This is a genomic window from Mycolicibacterium sp. HS_4_1, assembly GCF_054515875.1.
In genome coordinates, this window is record NZ_CM137261.1 from 4,154,729 (window position 1) to 4,179,972 (window position 25,244).

General features: G+C 62.0%; 16 protein-coding genes and 8 pseudogenes. 14 read left to right on the forward strand and 10 right to left on the reverse strand.

Annotated features, from left to right (window positions below; translation table 11 throughout):
• Positions 1 to 672: pseudogene (locus tag ACX12F_RS20055) on the reverse strand (IS256 family transposase); the annotation flags it as partial.
• Between the two features lie 310 nt (positions 673 to 982).
• Between ACX12F_RS20055 and ACX12F_RS20060 the strand changes: the two are divergent.
• The 4 genes from ACX12F_RS20060 to ACX12F_RS20075 all read left to right on the forward strand — a co-directional run bounded on the left by ACX12F_RS20060 (position 983) and on the right by ACX12F_RS20075 (position 4,620).
• Complete coding sequence (locus ACX12F_RS20060; protein WP_061003656.1) at positions 983 to 1,420, forward strand: PaaI family thioesterase; 438 nt, start codon at positions 983 to 985, stop codon at positions 1,418 to 1,420.
• 26 nt (positions 1,421 to 1,446) lie between these two features.
• Positions 1,447 to 2,331 (forward strand): alpha/beta fold hydrolase, encoded by an 885-nt coding sequence (locus ACX12F_RS20065; protein ID WP_061003648.1) that lies wholly within the window; start codon positions 1,447 to 1,449, stop codon positions 2,329 to 2,331.
• 96 nt (positions 2,332 to 2,427) lie between these two features.
• Positions 2,428 to 3,000, forward strand: coding sequence for a TetR/AcrR family transcriptional regulator (locus tag ACX12F_RS20070; protein WP_061003646.1), 573 nt, complete (start codon positions 2,428 to 2,430; stop codon positions 2,998 to 3,000).
• Between the two features lie 822 nt (positions 3,001 to 3,822).
• The gene (locus ACX12F_RS20075; protein WP_455984368.1) at positions 3,823 to 4,620 is read left to right on the forward strand and encodes a metal-dependent hydrolase; all 798 of its coding nucleotides are present in this window, start codon (positions 3,823 to 3,825) and stop codon (positions 4,618 to 4,620) included.
• 27 nt (positions 4,621 to 4,647) lie between these two features.
• Here ACX12F_RS20075 and ACX12F_RS20080 read toward each other — a convergent pair whose 3' ends face one another.
• Positions 4,648 to 5,238, reverse strand: coding sequence for a TetR/AcrR family transcriptional regulator (locus ACX12F_RS20080; RefSeq protein WP_061006417.1), 591 nt, complete (start codon positions 5,236 to 5,238; stop codon positions 4,648 to 4,650).
• A 370-nt stretch (positions 5,239 to 5,608) separates the two neighbouring features.
• Here ACX12F_RS20080 and ACX12F_RS20085 point away from each other — a divergent pair.
• Positions 5,609 to 6,614, forward strand: a pseudogene (locus ACX12F_RS20085) (IS256 family transposase).
• Between the two features lie 85 nt (positions 6,615 to 6,699).
• Here the strand turns inward: ACX12F_RS20085 and ACX12F_RS20090 are convergent.
• Together ACX12F_RS20090 and ACX12F_RS20095 are read right to left on the reverse strand one after the other, a co-directional pair.
• Positions 6,700 to 7,187 (reverse strand): annotated as a pseudogene (locus ACX12F_RS20090) (DUF6933 domain-containing protein).
• Between the two features lie 206 nt (positions 7,188 to 7,393).
• Positions 7,394 to 8,705: pseudogene (locus ACX12F_RS20095) on the reverse strand (IS256 family transposase).
• Between the two features lie 805 nt (positions 8,706 to 9,510).
• On the opposite strand from ACX12F_RS20095, the pseudogene ACX12F_RS20100 reads away from it, so the two are divergent.
• Positions 9,511 to 9,708 (forward strand): annotated as a pseudogene (locus ACX12F_RS20100) (IS3 family transposase); the annotation flags it as partial.
• A 182-nt stretch (positions 9,709 to 9,890) separates the two neighbouring features.
• Here ACX12F_RS20100 and ACX12F_RS20105 read toward each other — a convergent pair.
• The 6 genes and pseudogenes from ACX12F_RS20105 to ACX12F_RS20130 all read right to left on the reverse strand — a co-directional run.
• Positions 9,891 to 10,032 (reverse strand): annotated as a pseudogene (locus tag ACX12F_RS20105) (IS3 family transposase); the annotation flags it as partial.
• Positions 10,031 to 11,290 carry an acyl-CoA dehydrogenase family protein gene (locus ACX12F_RS20110; RefSeq protein ID WP_061010676.1) on the reverse strand — a complete coding sequence of 420 codons (1,260 nt, stop codon included), beginning with the start codon at positions 11,288 to 11,290 and terminating at the stop codon, positions 10,031 to 10,033. The gene ACX12F_RS20110 and the pseudogene ACX12F_RS20105, both read right to left, overlap by 2 nt.
• Before the next feature lie 54 nt (positions 11,291 to 11,344).
• Positions 11,345 to 12,469, reverse strand: coding sequence for an acyl-CoA dehydrogenase family protein (locus tag ACX12F_RS20115; RefSeq protein ID WP_061010674.1), 1,125 nt, complete (start codon positions 12,467 to 12,469; stop codon positions 11,345 to 11,347).
• 242 nt (positions 12,470 to 12,711) lie between these two features.
• Complete coding sequence (locus tag ACX12F_RS20120; protein ID WP_061010673.1) at positions 12,712 to 14,544, reverse strand: acyl-CoA dehydrogenase; 1,833 nt, start codon at positions 14,542 to 14,544, stop codon at positions 12,712 to 12,714.
• A gap of 300 nt (positions 14,545 to 14,844) precedes the next feature.
• Positions 14,845 to 15,163 (reverse strand): annotated as a pseudogene (locus ACX12F_RS20125) (transposase); the annotation flags it as partial.
• 38 nt (positions 15,164 to 15,201) lie between these two features.
• Positions 15,202 to 15,537 (reverse strand): annotated as a pseudogene (locus ACX12F_RS20130) (transposase); the annotation flags it as partial.
• A gap of 274 nt (positions 15,538 to 15,811) precedes the next feature.
• Between ACX12F_RS20130 and ACX12F_RS20135 the strand changes: the two are divergent.
• From ACX12F_RS20135 to ACX12F_RS20170, 8 genes are read left to right on the forward strand one after another with little or no spacing between them, the layout of a single operon-like run.
• Entirely contained in the window at positions 15,812 to 16,573 is a 762-nt protein-coding gene (locus ACX12F_RS20135; protein WP_082762349.1) for an MlaE family ABC transporter permease, read from the forward strand.
• Positions 16,573 to 17,427, forward strand: coding sequence for an ABC transporter permease (locus ACX12F_RS20140; RefSeq protein ID WP_061010783.1), 855 nt, complete (start codon positions 16,573 to 16,575; stop codon positions 17,425 to 17,427). Before ACX12F_RS20135 ends, ACX12F_RS20140 begins: the two co-directional genes overlap by 1 nt.
• A 12-nt stretch (positions 17,428 to 17,439) precedes the next feature.
• Entirely contained in the window at positions 17,440 to 18,786 is a 1,347-nt protein-coding gene (locus tag ACX12F_RS20145; RefSeq protein ID WP_061010785.1) for an MCE family protein, read from the forward strand.
• A 30-nt stretch (positions 18,787 to 18,816) separates the two neighbouring features.
• Entirely contained in the window at positions 18,817 to 19,845 is a 1,029-nt protein-coding gene (locus tag ACX12F_RS20150; protein WP_061010787.1) for an MCE family protein, read from the forward strand.
• The gene (locus ACX12F_RS20155; RefSeq protein ID WP_061010789.1) at positions 19,842 to 21,134 is read left to right on the forward strand and encodes an MCE family protein; all 1,293 of its coding nucleotides are present in this window, start codon (positions 19,842 to 19,844) and stop codon (positions 21,132 to 21,134) included. Before ACX12F_RS20150 ends, ACX12F_RS20155 begins: the two co-directional genes overlap by 4 nt.
• The gene (locus ACX12F_RS20160; protein WP_061010792.1) at positions 21,131 to 22,474 is read left to right on the forward strand and encodes an MCE family protein; all 1,344 of its coding nucleotides are present in this window, start codon (positions 21,131 to 21,133) and stop codon (positions 22,472 to 22,474) included. The genes ACX12F_RS20155 and ACX12F_RS20160 overlap by 4 nt, the downstream gene beginning before the upstream one ends.
• Before the next feature lie 5 nt (positions 22,475 to 22,479).
• Positions 22,480 to 23,601 carry an MCE family protein gene (locus ACX12F_RS20165; protein WP_061010796.1) on the forward strand — a complete coding sequence of 374 codons (1,122 nt, stop codon included), beginning with the start codon at positions 22,480 to 22,482 and terminating at the stop codon, positions 23,599 to 23,601.
• Between the two features lies 1 nt (position 23,602).
• Complete coding sequence (locus ACX12F_RS20170; protein WP_260940852.1) at positions 23,603 to 25,060, forward strand: MCE family protein; 1,458 nt, start codon at positions 23,603 to 23,605, stop codon at positions 25,058 to 25,060.
• Positions 25,061 to 25,244: the final 184 nt, after the last annotated feature.

Sequence of the window (25,244 nt, forward strand, 5' to 3'; positions counted from 1 at the left end):
TCCCTCCCCGCCGGTGCCGGCCCACAATCCGAGGATGTCGCGTTCCCCGCCCAGGGTGACCCCGATCGCGGCATAGAACCGCCGGTTGGCGACCTGGCCGTCGCGGACCTTGACCACGATCGCGTCGATGAAAATCGCCGCGTAGGTCTCATCCAACGGACGCACCGACCAGTCATTCATCTCCTCGATCACCTTGTCGGTGATCCGGCTGATCGTTTCCTTCGATACCGAGGCACCGTAGATTTCGGCGAAGTGCGCCGAAATCTCGCCCGTGGTAAGTCCTTTCGCGTACAGCGACAATACGACCTCATCAACACCGGACAGGCGGCGTTGGCGTTTCTTGACGATCTGCGGTTCAAACGTCGCTGCCCGGTCCCTGGGCACGTCGAGCTCGACCGCGCCGGTGGTGTCGGTCAGCACCGTCTTGGCCCGTGTGCCGTTGCGGATGTTGCCCGTCCCCGCTTCCGGCGGGTCGTGTTTGTCGTAGCCCAGGTGCTCGGTCATCTCCTCATTGAGCGCGATCTCGAGCACCGTTTTGGTCAGCTGTTTGAGCAGTCCGTCCGGACCGGTCAGCGATGGCCCCTGTTGCTGGGCCAGCCGCACCAGCTCGACCGCAGCCTGCTGCGCAGCGGAGGGCCCCGACTTTTTCTTCGCCACATCCAGTGGCGTCATCACGGCACCTTCCTCGCCGAGCTTCGCTCAGCGTGTCAGGCCGGAAACACCGATAAATCCACAGTCCCGAAGCTCTGGACACAGCTGACGCCCGGCGTATCCATCGATCATGGCTCGGAGTGGATTCTTCGCACTATTCTTAGCCTGCTTGCCGCCAGCGGGCCCCGAGAGCGCAGCGGAGACGGATTACGCGGGTACGACGAACGGCCGCTAATTCCCGCGATCGCCTCCAGCAATAACGATCGCGCAACGGAACAACCTTGACGTACTGTCTCATCAGCATCTATGTCTTGAAAGGCTGAATATGCCGGTGAACTTCGCCACATTCAACGACCGTGTCGCCGAACAGTTGAAGGACTCCACAGTGACCGTCGGCGGACTCGCGGGCTACCTCGGTTTCCGACACACCGAGTTCATCGCCGGCCGACTGGTCGCAGAAATGGACGCCCGAGACGACTTGAAGACACCGTTCGGCAACCTGCACGGCGGCTGCCTGTCCGCCATGGTTGATCACTGCCTCGGTGTCGTGTTCTACCCAGTCATCCCTGAGGGCTCATGGGTTGCGACAACAGAGTTCAAGCTCAACCTGCTTCGGCCCGTATCCGCCGGCAAGTGCGTCGCAGTCGCCGAGATTGTCGCGCTCGGGAGAACCAGCGGCGTTGCTCGGATCGACATCACCAACCAAAGTCGCGCAGTATGTGTCGCCCAGGGCACTGTGACGATCGTGGGCCTGAAGCCGACCTCGTGATCAATGGCGAGCGGAAGGGCTGAAGGGTGACCGCTGCGCTTGAGCGCGTGCCAACCAGCGACGGGCTCACTCTGGCTGTTGACTTCTACCGCTGTGCCGCACCTCGCGCGGTTGTATTGCTACTCCACGGCGGCGGTCAGAGCCGACACGCCTGGGACGTCACAGCACTGCTTTTGCGCGCGCGCGGATTCACGGTGGCCGCGTATGACGCACGCGGGCACGGTGACAGCGACTGGGATCCCACAGGCCGTTACGATCTGAATCGGCTCGGATCCGATCTGATCGCAGTACGGTCGTACGCGAACCTGGGACGGCCGATCGTGGCCATCGGGGCATCCCTTGGCGGCCTCACCATTCTCGGCAGTCACTTGCTAGCTCCGCCAGACTTGTGGGACGCCGTGATTCTTGTGGACGTCACACCACGTATGGAGATGAAAGGCGCACGGCGCGTCGTCGCCTTCATGTCGGCGCACGCCAACGGGTTCGACAACCTGGAATCCGCCGCCGAGGCCATCGCGGCATACAACCCGCACCGCTCGAGACCGAACAACCTCGACGGACTTCGAAAAGTCCTACATCAACGAAGCGACGGCCGGTGGGTGTGGCGTTGGGATCCCGCGTTCGTGGCATCGAATTTCCAGTTTCTCCAAGGCGACCAGGCAGCCGGGACAGCGGAATTCGAGAAGATGAGCACTTTGTTGGTCGACGGTGCGCAGCGTGTTACGGCACCAACACTCCTCGTGCGCGGGTTGCTGTCCGACGTGGTATCCGACGAAACTGTGAACGATTTCCGCGACCTCGTGCCGCATGCGCGCACTGTCGATGTCACGGGCGCAGGCCATATGATCGCCGGCGATGACAACGCTGTCTTCTCGGAAGCGGTGCTCGATTTCCTCGACGACCTCGTCTAGCTCCTTGATCAACCACTCTGATGCGGCGTCCGGCGCCGTCGCGTTTATCCTGCTCACATGCCCACAGAATCCATGCGGATGTCATTCCGCCGACACATGCGCGACGAGGTGTTGCGGGCGGCCCGAGAACTCACGATCGAGAAAGGGTGGGAGCGAGTCCGAATGAGCGAGGTTGCCGAGCTCGTCGGCGTATCTCGCCCAACTCTGTACAAGGAATTCACCGACAAGCAGGGCCTAGGCGACGCATTGGTTGTCACTGAAGGTCAGCTCTTCTTGGAAGGAATTCACGCCGTCCTTGCATCGCATACCGGTGATATCGGTGGTGGAATCACCGCCGCCGTGGAGTACACGCTCAAGGAAGCTGAGGCCAGTCCTCTGCTGAAAGCCGCGTTGACATCGACCCGTACAACTACAACGGAGACACGCGACAGCGCAACCGGTGTCCTTCCGCTGTTGCCCACATCCGCATCACTGCTTGAGTTGTCATCGGCCGCGCTAATCGCGTGGTTCGGCGAGCACTTCGACCAGCTCGATCCCGAGGACGTCAATGAAGTGGCCGACGTACTGGTCCGGCTCACCGTCAGCCACCTCGTGCTGCCAGCCGCCGACGCCCACACCACCGGGCGGCGAATCTCGCAGGTAGCACTGCGCTATCTGGCCCCGCGATAGCGGTGCATCAATGATCGGCCTGTCACGCGCGAGGCACTGGCGGCCGCCGCCACCGTTGCACCGCTATTGTCCAAGGCCGCATAGTCAATGAGATCAGCTGTTCAAGAGGCACTCTCCGAAGGCAACAGATCGCTGCCGATGCCTCTGCCAGCTTCAACGATGCACTTTTAGGCACAAGCAGGCCGAGTAAGCACTTGCCGATGGCGTCGTCAGAAACAGCGTCGACTCTAACTCATCACTTCACGCGTGCATTGAAAATACGAGGCGTACAGCAGATTTCACTGGGGCATGGTCGGCCGATCCGAGTTCAAACCCTGGTCTCAGCCCGGTCTCGTCGCGAGACGCAAAATGCGCGGCGACGGTCAGCGAAGAGTTGGGGGCGCCGAAGAGTTGATTGCTCTACCCACATGCTCGTACTTCATCCTCTGGGGCCGCCTCTCAACAGCAACTGAATTCTCATCAGTTGTCGCGCGCTCTGGTCACGATTCAGTTGCCGCCGACACCGCCAAGCCGATTCCCGTAGGAGTGTCACACCGGCTGCAGTTTGGGTGGCTCGACTTGCCCAAAATGTAGTCGATCCTGGGCCACCCGCCCGCTCACTTCTAGACCGAGCCGACACCGCCATGCACACATAAGACTACGCTTGCAAAAGGGCACTTCTGTCGATATATTTACTTTCAATATATATCTGTAAACGTGCCGCGCCGTCAGGTCGGACACACAGAGCTGCCTCCTCCCGAAAGGTCAGAGCGAAACATGCTTGAAGACAAAGCTTCTCGGAATACTCGCGTTCTACCAACACCACGACGAGTGACGTTTGCGATGCCGTCAGGGAATCGCCGACAGCATTTCGTAGACGACGATCTTGTGATGAGTCATTTCATAGCCGTACTATCGGCGACGTTTCCGGAGGGAGAAGATTTCTTCATACGATCAGTGCGCCAATTCCGAACTTCGGTGATCGACGCAAGCCTGCAAGAGGCGGTAAAAGGCTTTGTGGGCCAAGAAGCGACGCACCGATACCAGCATCGACTATTGAACGAGCGCCTTCAGACCATGGGATATCCCACCGCGCGTATTGACCGCCACGTAGGCAGGCTGATAGAGCGACTCGAAAAGCGTCTTTCTCCAGCGATGCGACTGTCACTGACCTCAGCGTTAGAGCATTATACCGCAACACTGGCGGAGATAATCCTCACTAGCGAAAGCGCCCGCCAACTCATCGGCAATGGCGAAGTGAGATCGATTCTTCTTTGGCATGCGTTTGAAGAGTCCGAACATAAGGCGGTGGCTTTCGATGTCTATCAAACAATCGGGGGCACCGAGCAGATGCGTATCCGCGGCATGCGCATCGCTTCGGTAATCCTTTTCGCCGAGTTGTTCGCCCATACGGCCCTTTCAATGGCCGCAGATCGCGCATCCTACAATCCCATTCGCCTGTTGCGCAGCCTCTATCGATTTTCCCGTAGCCCGATTTTTACTGCGGACGCACTGCGGCGCTTTCGCTCTTACACGCAACGCGGCTTCCATCCAGACGACTGGGATAGTACCGCGGTCTTGGAATACTGGAGCCGAGAATTGTTCGAAGCAGATGGATCGCAGAAGTCCGTCGGCCCGTAGCTGAGTGGCCGACGCACGTCGTCTCGGTTACAGCGGGTCGACGCCAAGTACAGCGTGACCCATTTGAGTCAGTAGCGCAGTTGTGCGCTCGGTCGCCATCCCGGTTTCACCGTACTGAAGCGTCGACTGGATGGCGCCGATCGCTCCGTGCACTACGACACGTAGGCCGATTTCGTCTAGTTCGGGACGCAACTCACTCAGTACGTGCACCCACTCCTCAAGATACAGACGTTGTTTGCGGCGCAACCGGCTGCGGTGCTGCGCAGCGAGATTGTGAAGTTCACGGTAGTAGACGATGGCAAGCTCGCGTTGATCCAAGACGAGGGCTACGTGGTCTGCCACTAGCGCTGTCAGCGCCTCGGTCTCGCTTTTACTTTTCTCCACAATCAAAGAAGCGCGTCGCAGCAGGGAATCGATCACCTGCTCGAAGAGTGCCGTCAGTAAGCTTGCTTTGCTGTCGAAGTGACGATAGATCGCCGGACCGACGACACCAGCAGAATCGCCGATATCCGCCATCGACGCCGCGTGGTATCCGCGGTCGGCGATGTGCTGCGCGGCCGCCGCGAGAATCCTCTCCCGACGTTGATCTCCTTTACCGCGACTGTGAGCGACTGTCATGTGCGTTGGCGACCAGCCCTTTCGCCGAATTGGTGGAATTTATCATGCCACACAAGGGGTTGAACAAAATGTTAACACCGACTCATCAGGGAAGCCCACTGGCTTAGGTGGAGATTCAGATCCGATGGCCCGCGATCGTGCCGGCGAGCCGATGGCCGAGCGCGCCGGCTGTGCAGCGTCTTTGATGGCGCTAAGTGAAAGTTCCCAGTTTCTCCCGGTGCGGCCGTTGCCTGTCGTCCTGCGTGACGAGATGGCATGACCACAGTGGACGTTAGCGGGGTTGTGTCCGGAATCCGGTGTAAATAGGGAGGACGGGCGTAGGTTCCGCTTCACGACCTGCAAGTCTGTGAAGAAGGAGTCGCGCCCGTGCCTGTTCGAGTATCAGCCCATCGACCGTATCCGCACCGAGATCCACGCCTTGTTTGGCGAGGATCGCGAGCTGCCGGAGATCCTTGAAGAAGTCGCCCGCCTGGGCGCCCAGCTTTGATGCAGGCGGCCCTGGAGGCCGAGGTCACCGAGTTCCTTGGCCGCGAACGCTACCAACGCACCGCCGCCTGTCCCGACGCTAACGACGGCTCACGCAACGGGTATCGGCCGGTGATGGTCAAAACCATCACCGGGCCGGTCACGTTGGAGCGGTCAAAGGTGCGCGGCAGGACCGCAGCGTTCGCGTCGCGGTTGTTCAGCAAGCACGTGACGAAAACCAACGCGCTGGAGACGCTGGTGATCGCCTCGTTCGTGCGCGGGCTGTCGGTGCGCGACGTGGAGGCCACCCTGGTGAAACACTCGGTGATCCGGCCGCGATCTCCAAATCCACGGTGCTGGAAGTGTGCAAGGCGATTCGAGCCGAATACCAGTCGTGGGCGCGTCGCCGACTCGACGAGATCACGCTGGACTACTTGTTTTTAGACGCCAGCTTCTTTCGGATGCACCCCGGGTCACCGGCCGAGCCGATGTTGGCCGCCTGGGGCATCACTACCGAGGGCAAGCCGGTGTTCGTTGGGTTGACCCCCGGGACCGGCGACTCGACCGGCGTGTGCCGATTTCCTGACCGATCTGCGCGAACGCGGCCTTGGCTGTCCGCTGCTGGTCGTCTTTGACGGCGCCAAGGGCCTGATCGCGGCAATCGAACAGATCTACCCAAAAGCGTTGCGCCAGAGATGTCTTATTCATCGACTTACGCCATCAGCCTGGAGTGGGCGGTACTCGACCGAGCCTCGGCCGATTGGCGCGGGCTGACCATGACACCGGTCGGCACCCGATTGCTGCAAGACTTACGCCGATCACTGCTTGACCCACCCCGTGAACTGCGGCCGCCGCCCGCCTCCATGAGTTCCAACACCGGCTCCGCAGAGCCCATTTCGGCCACCGCGTAGCGACCTCGGGTCGCGACGCCGGTACGACTCAGTAAGGGATCGCCGCTATACGTGTGAGGGTCTACCTGCCCGCATCTGACAGCTTTTACCGCTGGCTATGATGGCTGGCGGTGACCAGGTCGATCGGTGGGATGTAGCCGGTGATGCTGTTGATGGTGCGATGCAGGCCGTGGTGCAGCGCGTCGATGTCGCAGCGGGCCAGGCCGCCAGCGGTGGCGATGACGTGTTCGGTGGTGAACGCTAGGTCGTTGATGGTGCCCAGGATGCGGCGGTCGGCGGTCTTGGCCACGGCCACCTGCTGGGGGCAAGATTGCCGAGCGTATCGGCGGGCAGCCCTTCGGCTTGCAGCGCGGCCTGGATCGCCGAGACGACGGGCGGTCCGATCGGGCGCAGCCCCGCGGCGGTGACGTTCGGCATGAACACCGGGAACAAGGTCCCGGCATGGGTCACCAGCAGGCATTTGCGCCGGTCGATCCAGACCAGGTGGGCATACCAGTCCCGCGCGCACGCTTCGCCGATGGCCGGCTCAGACACCCCCAGCAGCGCCAACACCTTGGCGGTACATCGCAGCATCACGGGTCATGATGGCAGGCAAAGCCACCGACGGTCGGTACGCCAGAACACCGTGGCTTGGCGCCGGTACAGTGTGGCGACGTGTTGGTCGCTGATCTGCATCACTTCCTCGACATGCCGGGGTGTGCTGCACGTATAGGTGACATCTGAGTTGGCTTGCCGGGACCGTCGGGCCTATCCGAATTTCGGTGTAAATGGCGGTTTTCCTAGCCTCGGTTGAGGTCGTGCATCCTGTCGGCGAATGTTACCGCGAGCGCGTTCAAAGCGGGCTTCCATCGCACTGCCCATCGCTGCTGGCCAGTGCCTTTCGGATCCAGTGATCGGGTCACCAGATACAGACATTTGAGTGCGGCAGCCTCGGAGGGCACATGGCCACGTGCCTTAATGGCCCGCCGGTAGCGGGCGTTGAGTGACTCAATCGCATTGGTACTGCGCAACACTCGGCGAATCTCGGTGGGATAGTCCAAGAACGGAATGAACTCGTTCCAGCAGGACCGCCACATCCGGATCAACGCCAGATAGCGTGCGCCCCACTGCTCGTTGAGGTGCTCGAGCGCGTCCTCGGCAGCGGTAACCGACGGTGCGGTGTAGATCGGCCGCAGATCGCGTTTGAGCCCGTCCCAGGTCTGGCGCGGCAGGTAACGGAAGCTATTGCGAATGAGGTGCACGGTGCAGGCCTGCACGATGGTGGCCGGCCACACCTCGCTTATCGAGTCGGGCAGCCCCTTGAGTCCGCCACAGACCAGGAAAAGACGTCGGTGACGCCCCTGTTGCGCAGGTCGGTCAGCACCGCGAACCAGAATTTGGCTGATTCCCCGTGCCCGTCACCGGCCCAGAGCCCGAGCACATCCTTGTGGCCGGCTAGGTCCACGCCGATCGTGGCGTAGAACGGCCGGTTGGCGACCTGCCCGTCGCGGACTTTCACGCTCAGTGCGTCGACGATTACTGCGGCGTAGATCGTCTCCAGCGGCCGGGCCACCCAGTCGGACATGTCACCGATGATCTTGTCGGTGATCCGGCTGATCGTATCTTGAGAGATTTTAGTGTCGTAGAGCTCGGCGAAGTGCGCGGCGATCTCCCCTGTGGTTATACCCTTGGCATACAACGACAACACGATCTCATCGACCCGGGTCAACCGCCGCTGACGCTTACCAACGATCTGCGGCTCGAACCTGCCGTCCCGGTCCCGGGCACCACAATGTCGATCTGGCCGACGGTGTCAGTGAGCACCGTCTTGGTGCGCGTACCGTTACGGGAGTTGGCACCGTTTCGGCCAGCCGGGTCGTGCTTGTCATAGCCCAGGTGAACGGCCAGTTCTTCCAGCGCAGTCTCGACCACCGTCTTGGTCAACGCCCGAAGCACCCCGTCGGCGGTATCGGCGAACGACACCCCGCAGGCCTGCAACAGGCGCACCAGCTCCCGCGCGGTCGCCAGCTCATCCGGTGCGGGTGAGCTGGCCATGGACACATCATCGTGAGTATCAGCTGCAGAGGACACAGCCCTCATCGTCTCGGTCACTGTGGACCCTTCCCACCAAGCTCACGCTCGGCGTGTTGGGCCATTTACACCGAATCCCGCAAACTCCCCCCAAGTATTCACTTGCGGTGCCGAAGCGGGCCACGACCGAAGCGTGGTGACGGCAGTTGGTAAGCGCGTCTTCACTTCCAGCCGGCGTTCTCTACAGCGATTGTCGCGAGCACGTTCGACGCTCACTCGATCATCGACGAACGATTCGAGCGCTCTTGTGAGTACAGGGTTCGAAAGTACCAGGTATCTACCGCTCGATACACGAGCAAGCCTAGCGCGATGGTAGTGATAGTTGCGATGAAACGACATCAGGATGGGTAAGTCCCCTGGCATGGTGGGGTTTCGGGACGGGGGGTGACAGTGCGGGGTCCTTGGCCGGGTGTTGGGGTTGACCCCTGATGGTGGACATCTGATCGCGGGACTGCTGGTCCTGCGGGGAGGATGTTCCCGTGTCGGGAAACCGCAAGAAGTACGCCCCGGAGTATCGCGAGCAGGCCGTGCGCCTGGTTTGTCGATACCGGTCGGCCCGTTGCGGACGTAGCCGCAGAGATCGGTGTCGGAGATCAATTGCTCGGCCGGTGGGTCGCCACCGCCAGAGCACGTTCGGCGTCCGATAATCCCGAGGTGCTCGACGATGATGAACGCAAAGAGTGAGAACGGTTGCGCACAGAGAACGCCGAATTGCGTTTGGACCGTGCGTTTTTGAAAAGGACGCAGCCTTCTTCGCCTCCGAACAGAACTGGTAGAGATGTACCGGATCATCGAAGCGGAGAAGGCCAACTTCACGATCGTGCGGATGACTGGACTGTTGGAGGTGTCCCGGTCGGGCTTCTACAAGTGGCGCACAGCCCGTGCGGCGGGGCCCACGCCGGCCCAGCAGCGCCGTGAGGCGATCGACGTCAAGGTCAAGGGTTTCCACGACGCCTCCGATCAGGTGTACGGCGCACCGCGCATCCTGGCCGATCTGCGTGAAGACGGGGAGGTGATCTCCCGCAAGACGGTGGCGGCCTCGATGCGCCGCCAACGCCTGGCCGGGATCAGCCCGCGGAAGTTCACCCCGGTGACCACCGTGGTCGACCTCGACGCACACCGCCCCAACGACCTGGTCAACCCTCGATTCGACCGCGGTGAGCTCGACAAGGTCTGGACCTCGGACATCACGTACTTGCCCACCGCGGGCAAGGCCCCACGCAGCGCCACTGCCATCGACGGTGCGGACTCCACCAGATCGGTGCGCATGTGGTCCTCGACTGCCCAACCCAGGACCCGCCGCGAGCACCCGTCGTCGAACCGCGCACAGGTACAGCCAGCCCTCACTATCCTTCTCGGGCGCCGACCAAGGTGCGGAACGGACCAGAGTCAAGTCGTGGCTCCTTGGGCAAACCGAGCAGTTTCTCCCCAACAATATTTCGCTGCACTTGAGAGCTACCCGCGTAAATCGTTGCGGCCCTTGCGGCGAGCGCAGACTCAACCCACGCGAGCGACGCGTTCGGCGTACCGAGGTCCGCCGTTATCAAGGCTCCATTTGTTCCCGTGCCAGACGGCGTGAGCACGTCCGACCCGAGTATCTCCATTGCAAGTTCGGTTTCACGTTGGAAGAACTCACTCCAGATTATCTTCGTCATCGCCGCCTCGGCTCCGGGATACTCACCCTTCAAGAAGCGCGACAACGCTTGGTAGCCACGACAGCGCATGATCTCGACGCGGCTGCAGCACCACGCGAGTTGTTCACGGATGTGCGGGTCGCTCGTCTTGCCTCGCTCTCGCGCCAGGTCAATGAGCCGAGTGACGTCGGCTTGAAATCGGATTGCATCGGTGGTGACGCTGGTTCCGCGCTCGAAACCGAGCAGGGTCATCGCCACCGACCATCCGCCGTTGAGCTCCCCCACAATGTTGCCCGCCGAGGTCCGAGCGTCAGTGAAGAATACTTCATTGAACATCGTCTGACCGACCATGTTCTTGATGGGCCGAACCTCGACGCCCGGCTGATTCATCGGTACGAGGAGGAAGGAGATCCCCCTGTGTTTGGAGGCGTCCACGTCCGTCCGACACAAGACGAAAATCCAGTTTGCGAGATGACCGGCGGAGGTCCAAATCTTCGATCCGTTGATCACCCACTCACCGTCGTCAAGCACCGCCCTGGTCCGCAAACTGGCAAGATCCGATCCGGCGTCGGGTTCGGAGAATCCCTGGCACCAGAGGTCCTCACCGGACAGAACTCGCGGCAAGAACCACTCCTTCTGCTCCTCGGTGCCGCAGACGACGAGCGTATTGCCGAGCAATTGGATCCCGAACATGTCGTTCTCGGTTCCCGTAGGTACTCCAGCGCGTGCGAACTCCTCAGCCAGGACGACCTGCTCGACCGGACTCAGACCGGCGCCGCCATACTGCTCTGGCCATGACACTGCGAGTAGTCCCTCGTCTGCAAGAATCTTCCGCCACTTGCGGATGAACTCCTCGCGCTCGGTTTGATTCAGCGCCCCGATTCCGGCGAAGTCGGCAGGCACATTGGCGGCGATGAAGCTGCGTACCCGCGTCCTAAACGATTCAGCTGCTGGGGGATAAGTTAGATCCATGGTCGGGTCGTTGTCCCTTCTTCAGTCATGGCGTCAACCCAAGTGCGGGAGCACTTAGATTCCGATGCGGTCGGCGACATCGAGCCACTGATCACGTATTGACCCAAGCAGCACGCTGTCGGCTTTCGCACGCCGGTAGTACAAGTGCGCGTCGTGCTCCCAGGTGAACCCGATCCCGCCGTGAATCTGCACATTCGACGACGCGGCGAGATCAAATCCGGCAATGGCGGTCGCCAGCGCCATCGGAGCCGCTTTAGCGAGTTCAGGCCTGTCCTCCGCCGCCGCCAGGTAGGCCGCGTAGAGGGTGATCGCCCGTGCGCTGTCCAAATCGATTGCCATCTCGGCACATCGATGCTTGATCGACTGGAAGGAGCCGATGGGTCGATTGAACTGATGGCGTATCTTTGCGTACTCGACCGACATCGACAGCGCACCTTCGATGCCGCCAACGATCTCCGCCGCAAGCAAGGTCCGCGCCACATCGAACGCTTGGCGTGCGCCTGCAGCACCGTTCGCGTCGGACAAGGGCACCGCCTTAACCGCTTCGAACACCAGCGTGGCCATCGGCCTGGTGATGTCAAGCGTGTCGACGCGGGTCCGAGTCAGACCCGCAGCATCGCCGTCGACGAGATACAACTCTGGTTCAACGGAGTCCCCAGGTGGCAGTGCAAGCACGAGCAACGTATCCGCAGCGTGCCCATCGATCACCTGGTTCTTGGATCCGGTCAGAGTGACCGCTCCGCCGTCTTCCATCGCACGCATGCACACGCCACCGAAGCTGGCGGCGTTACCCGGTTCGTTGACGGCGGTCGTCGCCGTACGAGTGCCAGCCGCGATTTCCGGGAGCAGTTCCTTCTTCCGCTCTTCACTCGCCCCGATCAGAATCGGAACGACTCCCAACGCAACGGTCGCGAACAGCGGGCACGGTACGACGCCGCGTCCGAGCTCCTCCATTGCGATGGCCACCTCGATCATCGTTGCTCCGGCCCCGTCGTACTCTTCCGGGATCAGCAGGCTCGGCAACCCGAGTTCCCGGCTCATGCGAGACCAGAGGTCGCTGTCGTATCCCGGCGCAGTTGCGACAACCTGTCGGACCTTTGACAACGGCGACAGTTTTTCCACGAACTGCCGGACGCTCTGTCGAAAGTCGTTCTGCTCCGGGCTCAGCACGAAATCCATGGCACCTCAATCCTGTTCAAACCCATTGTCTGCCTCACCCCACTGTGTGGCGACCCATCCATGCCGACGGTCCGGCAATGGCAATTGCCAGCGGCAGGACAGTTCCGAAACAGTTTGAGCAAGCTGCTTCGAAATCGCCGCTCCGCCAGCGGGCTTGGCGTTAGCCCCGGGGCAGTCCCATCTCCGATAGTCAGCGTTTGCGTCTGATGAAAGACACACCTTAGGTTGCGGCGAGTGCATCATCAGAACGCTGCTTCGTCGAGTTCCATGACGTCGTTGTCCATGGTGTCGATCACCTGGCGAGTGCTGGTGAGCAGCGGCAGGAAGTTCTTCGCGAAAAACGAAGCCACGGCGATCTTCCCCTCGTAATAGGTGCGATCAGTGTCGCTGCACCCGGCATCCAGCGCCTTCAACGCCACAGCTGCGTGTCGCTGCAGCAACCACCCGAGCATCAAGTCGCCGACACACATCAGGAACCGCACCGACCCCAGGCCAACCTTGTAAATGCTCGAAACGTCTTCCTGCGCATCCATCAAGTAGCCGGTCAGTGTCGCCGTCATCGCTTGCACGTCTGCGAGCGCAGTCGACAGCAGCGCTCTCTCGGCTTTGAGGCGACCATTGCCGGAGTCGTCGTTGATGAACTTCTCGATCTGACCGAAAACATGTGCCAGTGCCGCACCCTTGTCGCGGACGATCTTGCGGAAGAAGAAGTCCTGCGCCTGGATTGCCGTAGTGCCCTCGTAGAGCGAGTCGATCTTGGCGTCACGGATGTATTGCTCAATCGGGTAGTCCTGCAGGAAGCCGGAACCACCGAAGGTCTGCAGGCTCTCCGTGAGCTTGGCGTAAGCCTGCTCCGAGCCGACACCCTTGACTATAGGCAGCAGAAGGTCGTTGACCTTGACAGCCAGGTCGTCGTCGATTTCGTGCATTGCTTTGGCCATGACCGCGTCCTGGTAGGTCGCGGTGTACATGTACAGCGCGCGCAGTCCTTCTGCGTAAGCCTTCTGGGTCATCAGGCTGCGACGCACATCAGGATGGTGGGTGATGGTTACCCTTGGCGCGGCCTTGTTAGCCATCTGGGTCAAGTCAGCTCCCTGCACGCGCGACTTCGCGTACTCCAGGGCGTTCAGGTAACCGGTCGACAGGGTTGCGATGGCCTTTGTGCCGACCATCATGCGGGCATACTCGATAACGTCGAACATCTGCGCGATGCCCTCATGTACCTCGCCAACCAGCCAGCCCTTGGCCGCGACGTCGTGCTGGCCGAAGGTCAGCTCACACGTCGCAGAGGCCCTAATGCCCATCTTGTGCTCGACATTGGTAACGAAAACGCCATTGCGCTCGCCGAGTTCGCCAGTCTCGAAGTTGAACAGGAACTTCGGAACGAAGAACAGGGACAGACCCTTGGTGCCAGGTCCAGCGCCCCCAGGGCGAGCCAGCACCAGATGAAAGATGTTCTCGAATAGATCATCTGCGTCCGCAGATGTGATGAACCGCTTCACTCCCTCGATGTGCCATGAGCCGTCCTCTTGTTCAACAGCTCTCGTACGCCCGGCGCCAACATCCGAGCCGGCGTCCGGTTCGGTCAGCACCATGGTCGAGCCCCACCCGCGCTCGGCGGCGATGACAGCCCACCTCTTCTGCCCAACGGTCCCGAGTTTGTAGACGATGCTGGCAGAACCGCCGCCACCCGCATAGAAGAACGCGGCGGGGTTCGCTCCAACAAGCATTTCCCGCAGCGCCCAGGCGAGAGCCTTGGGCATCGGCAGACCCCCGAGTTCCTCCTCGATGCCGACCTTGTCCCACCCCCCATCGAGCAGCGCGCGCACGGATTCCTTGAACGGAGCAGGCAGCGTCACACTGTGTGTGGCGGGATCGAAAACTGGAGGATTGCGATCGGCACTGGCGAACGAAGCGGACAGCGCACCTTCGCATAGCCGACCCGCTTCGGAGAGCAACTCGCGAATCGTCGCTTGGTCCAAGCCGTTGAACTCGGCGCCGCAAACCTCGGGCAGGCGCAGCACTTCAAGCAGATTGAACTCGAGATCTCGCAATGGTGACTTGTAGTGATTCATCAGTCTTCCTTCGTGGGGCACTCAGATGCTCGCGTGGCTTGTCTGGGGTCCTGTCGTCGATCGGTCCGAAGTCCTCGTCGTTCTGGGAAAGTTAACCACGCATAACTATTTACGAATCGCCGAACCCATCCCGCGGCCGCTAAGAGATCAGCGAGAAACGACACTGGGGATACCGGCCTCAGAACTCCCATGTGGGTGATGTTAATCATTGTTCATCTCGGACGGGATAGGCTGATCGAAATTGAGACCAACACCACACCACCCGTCAACCTGCGCCACCGCTATGGGCCGCCGGTGATGCCCAACCCGACACGCCACTCGCTTCAGAATCTCGTTGGCGCGCTTGAGTTCTCGGATCTCCTGCGCGAGTTCCTTGACCCGCGCCGACTCCGTGGTCGTCACGCCAGGCTCGTACCCGTCGTCGATGTCAGCTTGGCGCACCCACGAACGCACCGACTCCACCCCGTAGCCGAGCTGACGGGCGACCCGATACACCGTCCCATGTTCGGTACCCAGCTCCGCCCGCCCCCAACGTGCGGACCGTCCGGACCGCAGCGGCGTTCTCCTCCCAGCTGTACCTACGTGTGGTCGGCTTCCCTGGTGACTGTTCACTCGGCATGACTCCATCCTCGTTTCCAAGGTCAGGAGCCTCCACATTTCCCGTTGCGATTCAATGTCGATCTGGCCGACGGTGTCAGTGAGCACCGTCTTGGTGCGCGTACCGTTACGGGAGTTGGCACCGTTTCGGCCAGCCGGGTCGTGCTTGTCATAGCCCAGGTGAACGGCCAGTTCTTCCAGCGCAGTCTCGACCACCGTCTTGGTCAACGCCCGAAGCACCCCGTCGGCGGTATCGGCGAACGACACCCCGCAGGCCTGCAACAGGCGCACCAGCTCCCGCGCGGTCGCCAGCTCATCCGGTGCGGGTGAGCTGGCCATGGACACATCATCGTGAGTATCAGCTGCAGAGGACACAGCCCTCATCGTCTCGGTCACTGTGGACCCTTCCCACCAAGCTCACGCTCGGCGTGTTGGGCCATTTACACCGAATCCCGCAAACTCCCGCTGGCTCCTCTTGTCCTCTCGCTCGACGTGCCGTACGCTCCCGACTGTGAATCTGAAGTAACATTCGAGTTCGGCTTTAGTAGGGGCCGTGAAGAGGGTTTGATTGCCAGCGCGGATGGTCACGCTCCCATTTGCATTACTTCCAGGCCCGGGTCTCTACGGGTGAGTCGCGAGCTTGCTGCTTTTACCGAGAAGTTGGGGAGTTATGCGGTCTGACGTAGTTCTGAAACCCGTTGGTGCGCTCGGGGGCTTCTTCGCGATGACCCTGGATACTCTGGTGGCAATGGTGCGGCCGCCCTTTGCCTGGCGAGAGTTCTTGCTGCAGGCGTGGTTCGTTGCACGGGTATCGGTCGTGCCGACTGTGATGCTGTCGATCCCGTTCACAGTGCTGTTGGTCTTCACATTCAACGTGCTGCTGGTGGAGTTCGGCGCCGCAGATTTCTCGGGCACCGGTGCTGCCCTCGGGACAGTCACCCAGATCGGTCCGATCGTGACGGTGCTGGTGGTCGCCGGCGCCGGCGCGACGGCGATGTGCGCGGATCTGGGTGCCCGCACCATCCGTGAGGAACTCGACGCGCTGAGGGTCATGGGCGTTGATCCAATAAAGACCCTCGTGGTGCCGCGCGTGCTGGCGGCCATGGTCGTCGCGCTGCTGCTGTCATCGGTCGTGGTGTTGGTTGGACTCGCTGGGGGCTTCGGGTTCTCGGTGTTTGTTCAGCACGTTACGCCGGGGGCGTTTGTCGCCGGTCTGACATTGGTGACCGGACTGTCCGACGTGATAGTCGCCCTGATCAAAGCCGCGCTATTCGGCTTGTCGGCCGGGTTGATCGCCTGCTACAAGGGCACCACCGTCCAGGGTGGGCCTGCGGGGGTCGGCAATGCGGTGAACGAAACCGTGGTGTTCTCGTTCGTAGCGCTGTTTCTTATCAACGTGGTTGCCACCGCCGTCGGCGTGAAGGCTAAATGATGACCGCTAGTGTTCCCAGCAGACGTTTGTCTAGGCTGAGCCGGACGGTGCGGGGCGTCGTCGACCGTTGGAACCAAATGGGTGGCCAGGCCCATTTCTACTTCAGTACGCTCGCGTCCACCGGTGACGCGCTGGTGCGCTACCGGGCCGAGACGGTGAGGTTGGTCGCCCAGATGGGACTGGGGACTGGGGCCTTGGCAATCATCGGCGGCACGATCTCGATCGTCGGATTCCTCACCCTGTCAACTGGAGCGCTGGTGGCGGTGCAGGGTTACAACCAGTTCGCTGATTTCGGCGTCGAGGCGTTCACCGGCTTCGCATCGGCATATCTGAATGTCCGGCTCATCGCGCCTCTGACCGCCGCCATAGGGTTGGCCGCCACCATCGGTGCCGGTGCAACGGCGCAGCTGGGCGCGATGCGGATCAACGAGGAGATCGACGCACTCGAGGTAATCGGTATCCGGTCGATCGCATACCTGGGTTCCAGCCGTTTGGTGGCAGGGGTGATTGTGCTAATCCCGCTTTACTGCGTAGCGGTACTGATGTCTTTCTTCGCTGCGCGCTTCGGCACTACCTTCGTGTACGGCCAGTCGACCGGTGTGTACGACCACTACTTCAATACGTTCCTGAGCCCAACCGACCTCATTTGGTCGTTCTTCCTGGCGATCGCGATGGCGATCGTGGTCATGCTCGTACATACGTACTACGGATTTACAGCCGCCGGCGGGCCGGCAGGCGTTGGTGAGGCAGTGGGACGGGCGATGCGTGCGTCGTTGATCAGCGCCGCGATGGTGATCGTGTTCGTGTCGCTGGCCATCTACGGTCAGGCCGGCAACTTCCACCTGGCCGGTTAAGGAGCTCCGCTCATGGACTTTCGATCAGGGGAACGCAGCATTCACCCGGCGTGGTGGACGCTGATTCTGGTGGCTGCCATCGTGACGTCAGTGGTGGTGTGCTTGGGTTTCTTCGCGGGGTCCTTCAAGTCTTTCGAGACGGTGACGTTGGTGTCGGACCGCTCAGGGTTGGTGATGGAGCGAGGGGCAAAAGTCAAAATGCGCGGCGTCGAGGTCGGTCGGGTGGCCTCGATCAGCGGCGGTGCCGGACCGGTAAGCATGAATTTGGACCTCTTCCCCACCCAGATGCAGTTCATCCCCGCCAACGTCGAGGCCGAGATCAAAGCGACGACCGTGTTCGGCGCGAAGTACGTCGAACTGATTGCGCCGAGTGATCCGAGCGCCCAACACCTGACAGAGGGGGCGGTGCTGCGATCACGCAACGTCAGCACTGAAGTCAACACGGTGTTCCAGAGTCTCGTCGGCGTGCTGAAGCAGGTCGACGTCTCGAAGCTCAACGCGACGTTGAGCGCGCTGGCCGACGGGGTGCGCGGTCAAGGCCGGCGCATCGGAGAAGCCACCACCGCAGCCAACAGCGTGTTAACGGCGGTCAACCCGAGAATGGACACCTTGGCGCAGGATTGGCGCTCGCTGGCGGGTTTCAGCGACGCCTACCGTGCGGCCGCTCACGACATACTGGCCACAATCGATGCGGCCAGCGTGACGAGCACGACGATCACAAACCACGCCTCGGACCTGAACGCCTTGCTGCTCAACACGATCGGTTTCGCGAATGCGGGTGTCGACGTGTTGGCGCCGAACAGGGACAACCTGGTTAATGCGATCAACATCGCGGCCCCCACCACAGCTTTGCTGCTGAAGTACAACCCTGAGTACACCTGCACCCTGGTGGCCACCAGGAATCTGATCACGTCCGAGAACGGCGGGTACTACGTGTACGGCGGCGGCAACGGCCATTCGATCATTTTGGATGTGGGTTTGGACCTGGGTGACGATCTCTACAGGTACCCCGAAAACCTGCCGATCGTCGCGGCCAAGGGCGGCCCTGGCGGAAAGCCAGGCTGCGGTTCGCTGCCCGACCCCAACAAGAACTACCCAGTGCGCTATCTGGTTACCAACACCGGGTGGGGTACCGGTCTCGATGTGCGGCCGAATCCAGGCGTCGGCCATCCGGGGTTGATCAACTTCTTCCCTGGCACTCAGGCGGTGCCCAAACCGCCATCCGTGCGGGGTGACGGGCCACCGGCGATCGGCCCGGTGCCGTACCCGGGAGCACCACCATACGGAGCGCCCCAGTACAGCCCGGACGGCGCGCCGCTGTATCCGGGAGTTCCGCCGGCTCCGCCCCCGTCACCCTGACCGCCCGACCAGACGCTGAGGAATGCAGCTATGAAAGAAAACCTAGCAGGAGCGACCCGGCGCCTCGCGATCTTCGTGGTCGTGTGTGCACTGGGCACCTTCGGCCTGCTGGCCGTGTTCGCGCAACTGCGATTTGGCGACGAGCAGCTCTTCAAGGCCGAGTTCACTGATGTGGGCGGGCTGGAAGAAGGTGACTTCGTGCGGATCGCGGGCGTAGAGGTCGGCAAGGTCAGCAAGATCTCCATCGAACCGAACGCACTCGTGCTAGTGGAGTTCTCGGCAGCCAAGTCCGCTGTGCTGACTGATGGCACCATTGCCGCGATCCGCTGGGCCGACGTGATAGGCGGACGCTACCTTGCCCTCGAGGAGGGTGCCGGGGGTGTGAAGCGGTTGGCGCCAGGGCAGACCATCGCCACTGGGCAGACCCGGCCCGCGCTCGACCTGGATGCGCTGATCGGCGGGTTCAGACCGTTGTTCAGGGCGCTGAACCCCGACCAGGTCAACGCTCTGAGCGGTCAGCTGATCGCAGCGTTTCAGGGCGAGGGCACAACGGTGAACTCGTTTCTCGCTCATACGGCAGACGCCACCGCCACACTGGCAGACCGCGGTCAGCTGATCGGTGAGGTGATCACCAACCTGAATACGGTGCTGGGGTCACTTGCACAGCGCAGCGACCAGTTCGGCAAGGCGATCGACTCGCTCGCGCAGCTGATTCAGCTGCTCGCTGAGCGTAAGAGCGACATCAGCAGCGCGGTTGCACACACCAACGCCGCTGCGGCGGCAGTCGCAGATCTGCTAGGGGCTGCTCGGCCGCCGATTCATAAGGTCGTCACCAACCTCGACCGCACGGCCGGCAACGTGGTGGCCGATCACCAATATGTCGATGATCTGCTCAAGACCCTGCCAGATTCGTACCGCATGCTTCGACGTCAGGGGCTGTACGGCGGGTTCTTCAGCTTTTACTTGTGCGAAATTCTGGTCAAGCTCAACGGCAAGGGAGGTCAACCGGTGTTCGTAAAGCTGGCTGGTCAGACCTCGGGACGGTGCGCTCCTCGATGAAACCTTTCGCTCAACGCAACCCTGTGGTCACCGGTGGAATCGGCATCGCACTGACCGTGGGCCTCATCCTCGCTGCCCTGCAGTACGACAAGCTGCCCTTCTTCGACCAGGGCAGGCAGTACTCGGCGTACTTCGCCGAGGCCGGGGGCCTGCGGCAGGGCGAGGCTGTGCAGGTATCGGGACTGAAGGCGGGCAAGGTTTCTGCCATCGAACTCGACGGACCCCGCGTGCGGGTCACTTTCACGGTGGACAAGAATATTCGCCTGGGCGAGCGGACCGAGGCGGCGATCAAGACCAAGAGTCTGCTCGGCGCCAAGATCCTGACCCTCACGTCGAGGGGTGACGGCCAACTGTCCGAGCCGATCCCGCTGGACCGCACCACGCCGGCCTACGAACTGCCCGACGCTCTCGGTGACTTGGCCACCACGGTCAGCGGGTTGGACACAGACCAGGTGTCGAAGTCACTGGCCACGCTGGCCCACACGTTCTCCGATACTCCACCAGATCTCAAGCTCGCCATCGACGGGGTGGCCCGGTTCTCCCAAACCCTCAATGATCGCGACACCCAACTACGCGGCCTGCTGGCTAACGCCAATAAGGCGACCACGGTGCTCGCCGAGCGCACCGACCAGATAGTGGGCCTGATCGCCAACACCGACACACTGCTAGCCGAGTTACGAACGCAGAGCGCTGCCCTCGATCAGCTCTCCGCGAACATTTCGGCGGCCGCCGGACAGCTTTCGGGGTTCATCGCGGAGAACCGGCAATCGCTGCGGCCGGCCCTGGATAAGCTCAACGGTGTTCTCACGATCATCGACAATCGGAAAAAACAAGTGCAGCAAGCACTGAAAGAGCTCCCGGGCTATCTGCTGAGCTTGGGTGAGTGCCTTGCTTCGGGCCCGTTCTTCATGGCCTACATCGTCAACCTACTACCCGGGCAGTTCGTGCAACCATTCATTGACGCCGCTTTCTCCGATCTCGGTCTCGACCCGAACGTGTTGCCGCCCAGCAAGTTGAGCGACCCACAGACCGGGCAACGCGCCACCCCGCCGCTGCCGCTCCCGTACCCCCGCACCGGTCAGGGCGGCGAGCCACACTTGACGCTCCCTGATTCGATCACCGGAAATCCGGGCGATCACCGGTATCCGTACCGGGAGCCCTTGCCGGCGCCGCCGCCGGGCGGGCCGCCGCCAGGACCTCCGAGTGAGGCGACGCCCGGCCCGGTGTGGACGCCGCCCGCGCCGAAGACGGTCGTCAGCCAAGCTCCGGCAGAGGAGCCGGCACCGTGAGCCGCAAGAGCCGAGCGATCCTCGCCGTCGGGCTGTTGCTCATCCTGGTCGCCGCTGTCGCTGTTGTCGTCCGTCCGCTGTGGGGTGTGACGAATCGGACGCACATGGTTGCCTACTTCGACAACAGCAACGGCATCTTCGTCGGGGACGAGGTGCGCATCCTCGGCGTCCCGGTAGGCGAGATCGACCGGATCGAACCTCAGCCGCAGCGCGCGAAGATCTCGTTCTGGATCAACGGCGCGTACAAAGTTCCCGCTGACGCGAAGGCGGTGATTCTTGCCCCACGCCTAGTCACAGCGCGTGCGATCCAGTTGACGCCTGTTTACACCAGCGGACCCGCGATGAGTGGCGGTGCCGTAATCCCCCAGAACCGCACCGCCGTGCCGGTGGAGTGGGACGAACTGCGCGACCAGCTCGAGAAGCTGACAAAGGCCCTACAACCCACCCAACCCGGTGGAGTCAGCACGCTAGGTGCATTCGTCAACACGGCCGCGGCCAATCTCCGTGGTCAGGGTGCCAAAATCCGCGAGACAGTCATCAAAATCTCGCAAGCCTTCGCCATACTCGGAGACCACAGCAACGACATCTTCTCGACCGTCAAGAACCTAAATGCGCTTGTGTCCGCTCTGCAATCGAGCAGCGATTTGTTGGCCCAGTTGAATGTAAACCTCGCCGCGGTAACCGCCACGCTGGCTAACGACCCCGATGAGGTGGGGCGCGCCGTCCAGAATCTCAACACCGCTGCTCGCGATGTCACGGATTTCGTTGCCGACAACCGGGAGGCCATCGGCACCACCTCTGACAAGCTCGCATCAGTGTCCCAGGCCCTGGTCGACTCCCTCGGCGACATCAAAGAACTCCTGCACACTGCGCCGAATACGATCCAGAATCTCAACAACATCTACCAGCCCGCGCAGGGGACTCTCTCAGGTGCCCTGGCGATCAACAATTTCGCTAATCCGATCCAGTTCCTCTGCTCGGCCATTGAGGCCGCCTCACGTGAGAACGGGGAGCAGTCGGCGAAGCTGTGCGCGCAGTATCTGGCGCCGATCTTGAAGAACCGGCAGTACAACTTCCCGCCGATCGGAGAGAACCTCTTCGACGGAACAACCGCCCGCCCCAACGAAGTGACGTATAGCGAGGACTGGATGCGACCCGACTATGTGCCACCGCGGCCCGCGCCGGCGCCGGAGGCAGCGCCCCCGGTAGGCCCGCTGCCCGCCGAAGTTCCGCTGCCGAACGGTCAGGAGTCTTTGCCTGCACCCGCTCCCACGGCTGTGCCCACCGACCCGGCCGCCGGTCTGCCCGGCCTGATGTTGCCGCCGGGGGGAGGATCGTGACGGCGATGCGTCTACCCGCGATCCTGCTGGCTCTTGCGCTGGCGGCTGTGCTGTCGAGCTGCGGCTGGCAGGGCCTGAATTCGCTGCCGATGCCGGGCACCGAGGGGGGCGGACCCGGCTCGTACGTAGTTCAGGCAGAGCTCGCGGACGTGACGACGATTCAGCCGAACTCCCGTGTTCGGATCGGCGATGTCAACGTGGGCACTGTCACGAAGGTGGAGCTGCAGGGCTGGCACGCCCTGATCACGATGCGACTCAATGGTGACGTGACCCTGCCCGCGAATGCGATCGCCACCATCGGGCAGACGAGTCTGCTGGGCTCGACGCACGTCGAGGTGGCCGCGCCGACAGATGCCGCCCCGCAGGGCCGGCTGCACAACGGATCGCTGATCCCGCTGTCGTCGAGCGCGACCTACCCCACCACCGAGCAGACGCTGGCGGCCGTTTCGTTGTTGCTCAACGGTGGCGGCATCGGCAGAATTGAAGAGATCACCCGGGCGTTCAGCACGGCCTTCGCCGGGCGCGAGAAGGACCTGCGCAGCCTGGTCGAGCAACTCGACCGGTTCGCGACGCAGGTAAGCACCCAGAAGAACGATATCATCATGGCCACTGAGAGCCTCAACCGCCTCACCGGCCAGTTCGCCGAGCAGAAGCCGGTCGTGGACCGCGCCCTCGTGACGATCCCCGATGCGCTGGCGGTGCTCAACGAACAGCGCACGAATCTTGCCGACGCACTCGATGCGTTTGGCAAATTCAGCGCAGTGACTACCGACGCCGTCAATAACACCAAAGAGAATTTGGTCAAAGAACTCAACGACATCGGCCCGGTGTTGGAGTCCCTGGCCAACGCCGGCTCCGCACTGACGCGATCATTCAGCTTCTTCCTCGCTCCCCCGTGGGCCAAGGAAACGCTCCAGAAATGGTGGCGAGGTGATTTCGCCAACTTGACGGCGGTTATCGACCTCACTCTCAGCCGCCTCGATTCATCGCTGTTCACCGGCACCCGGTTCGAGTGCCAGCTAACCCAACTCGAGCTGCAGTGGGGCCGCACCATCGGCCAGAAGCCAAGCCCGTGCACTGCTGCCAATCCGCTTGTAGCGCCCTACCGAACCGACCAGGGGCCGTGACGTGCGACTGAACAGACGTGTCAAGCTTCAGCTTGCAATCTTCATGGTGGTGGCCCTGGTCGCCGGTGCTGTCATGATCTTCGGATTCATCCGGCTGCCGGCAACACTGTTTGGTGTAGGCGAGTACACGGTGACCGTTGAACTGCCGCGAGCGGGTGGCATCTATGGCGGTGCCAACGTCTCGTACCGCGGTACGGAAGTGGGCCGCGTTACCGCGGTGCATCTCACAGACAAGGGTGTTGCGGCGGTCTTGTCGCTTCGATCCGACGTCGCGATCCCCTCGGATCTCGACGCGGACGTGCACAGCGTGTCGGCGGTCGGAGAGCAGTTTGTCGCACTGTCTCCACGCAACGGCACCTCACCGCCCCTGAAGAACGGCGACACCGTCGTCCTAGACCGCAGCACCGTCCCGCCCGACATCAATGGGCTTGTCGATGCCACCAACCGGGGCCTGCAGGCTATTCCGCGCGACAACCTCAAGACCGTCGTCGATGAGTCCTACACCGCTGTTGGCGGCTTGGGACCGGAGATTTCACGGATCGTGCGCGGTTCCACCGCACTCGCCATCGACGCCAACGCCCAGCTGGATTCGCTCACCTCGTTGATCGACCAGGCCCAGCCGGTTTTAGATTCCCAAGCTGGCACCGCCGACGCAATTCAGGCATGGTCCGCGCACTTGGCCGAGATAACCGCTCAGTTGCGGAACCGTGACGCGGACGTCGCCGGGTTGTTGACAACGGGTCCTTCGGCCACCGACCAAGCTCGCCAATTATTCAAGCGGGTGCGGCCGACCGTGCCGATCTTGTTGGCGAATCTGGTGAGCTTGGGGAAGGTGGCGGTGCTCTACCAGGCCGGTATCGAACAGCTCTTAGTCGCTGTGCCGATGACTGTCCAGAACTTTTACTCTGTCACCGTCGCCAACCACAACACCAAACAGGCGTACCGGGGTGCTACCCTGGACTTCAATCTCAACATCAACCTACCGCCGCCCTGCACAACCGGTTATTTGCCTGCGCAGCAGCGACGCTCGCCTGCACTTGAGGACTACCCGGACCCGCCGCGAGGCGCGTTGTACTGTCGTATTCCGCAGGACTCGCCCATGGCGGTCCGCGGCGCGCGCAACATCCCGTGCGAGACGAAGCCCGGTAAGCGAGCTCCGACCGCGTGGATGTGCGAGAGCGACGAGCGGTATGTGCCGCTCAACGATGGGAACAACTGGAAGGGCGACCCGAACGCCACCCTGACCGGCCAGGGCATTCCGCAGTTCCCTGCGGGCGCACCGCCGGTGCCTAACACGCCGCCATCGACACCGCCGCCGCTGTCGGTTGTCGAATACGACCCTGGCACGGGAAACTTCACCGGTCCTGACGGTAAGGTCTACTCGGCAATCAGCGTGAGCCAGACTGTGAAGCCGGCGAACGACTGGAAGGCGATGCTGCTGCCGCCACAGAGCAGGTGACAGCAGAGGGCCCGCTGGCCGCGAATCGCGGAGAAGCGGACTGCCCAGAACCGGCGGACCAGGGTGTGGTTGGCCACTTGCCTGTGAACTCGGCGAAAAGCACGCTGGCCAGCTACGGCATCGTCGGCGTTGATGAACCGCCCTGGCCTCCCAGTGCCGCGTCAAGTACTTCCCAGCGGCCCAT

Coding starts and splice junctions, on each gene's coding strand:
- ACX12F_RS20070 (WP_061003646.1), top strand. CDS start 2,428: ATGCGCGACGAGGTGTTGCGGGCGGCCCGAGAACTCACGATCGAGAAA.
- ACX12F_RS20140 (WP_061010783.1), top strand. CDS start 16,573: ATGACCGCTAGTGTTCCCAGCAGACGTTTGTCTAGGCTGAGCCGGACG.
- ACX12F_RS20145 (WP_061010785.1), top strand. CDS start 17,440: ATGGACTTTCGATCAGGGGAACGCAGCATTCACCCGGCGTGGTGGACG.
- ACX12F_RS20110 (WP_061010676.1), bottom strand. CDS start 11,290: ATGGATCTAACTTATCCCCCAGCAGCTGAATCGTTTAGGACGCGGGTA.
- ACX12F_RS20115 (WP_061010674.1), bottom strand. CDS start 12,469: ATGGATTTCGTGCTGAGCCCGGAGCAGAACGACTTTCGACAGAGCGTC.
- ACX12F_RS20135 (WP_082762349.1), top strand. CDS start 15,812: ATGCGGTCTGACGTAGTTCTGAAACCCGTTGGTGCGCTCGGGGGCTTC.
- ACX12F_RS20120 (WP_061010673.1), bottom strand. CDS start 14,544: ATGAATCACTACAAGTCACCATTGCGAGATCTCGAGTTCAATCTGCTT.
- ACX12F_RS20155 (WP_061010789.1), top strand. CDS start 19,842: ATGAAACCTTTCGCTCAACGCAACCCTGTGGTCACCGGTGGAATCGGC.
- ACX12F_RS20075 (WP_455984368.1), top strand. CDS start 3,823: ATGCCGTCAGGGAATCGCCGACAGCATTTCGTAGACGACGATCTTGTG.
- ACX12F_RS20080 (WP_061006417.1), bottom strand. CDS start 5,238: ATGACAGTCGCTCACAGTCGCGGTAAAGGAGATCAACGTCGGGAGAGG.
- ACX12F_RS20165 (WP_061010796.1), top strand. CDS start 22,480: ATGCGTCTACCCGCGATCCTGCTGGCTCTTGCGCTGGCGGCTGTGCTG.
- ACX12F_RS20150 (WP_061010787.1), top strand. CDS start 18,817: ATGAAAGAAAACCTAGCAGGAGCGACCCGGCGCCTCGCGATCTTCGTG.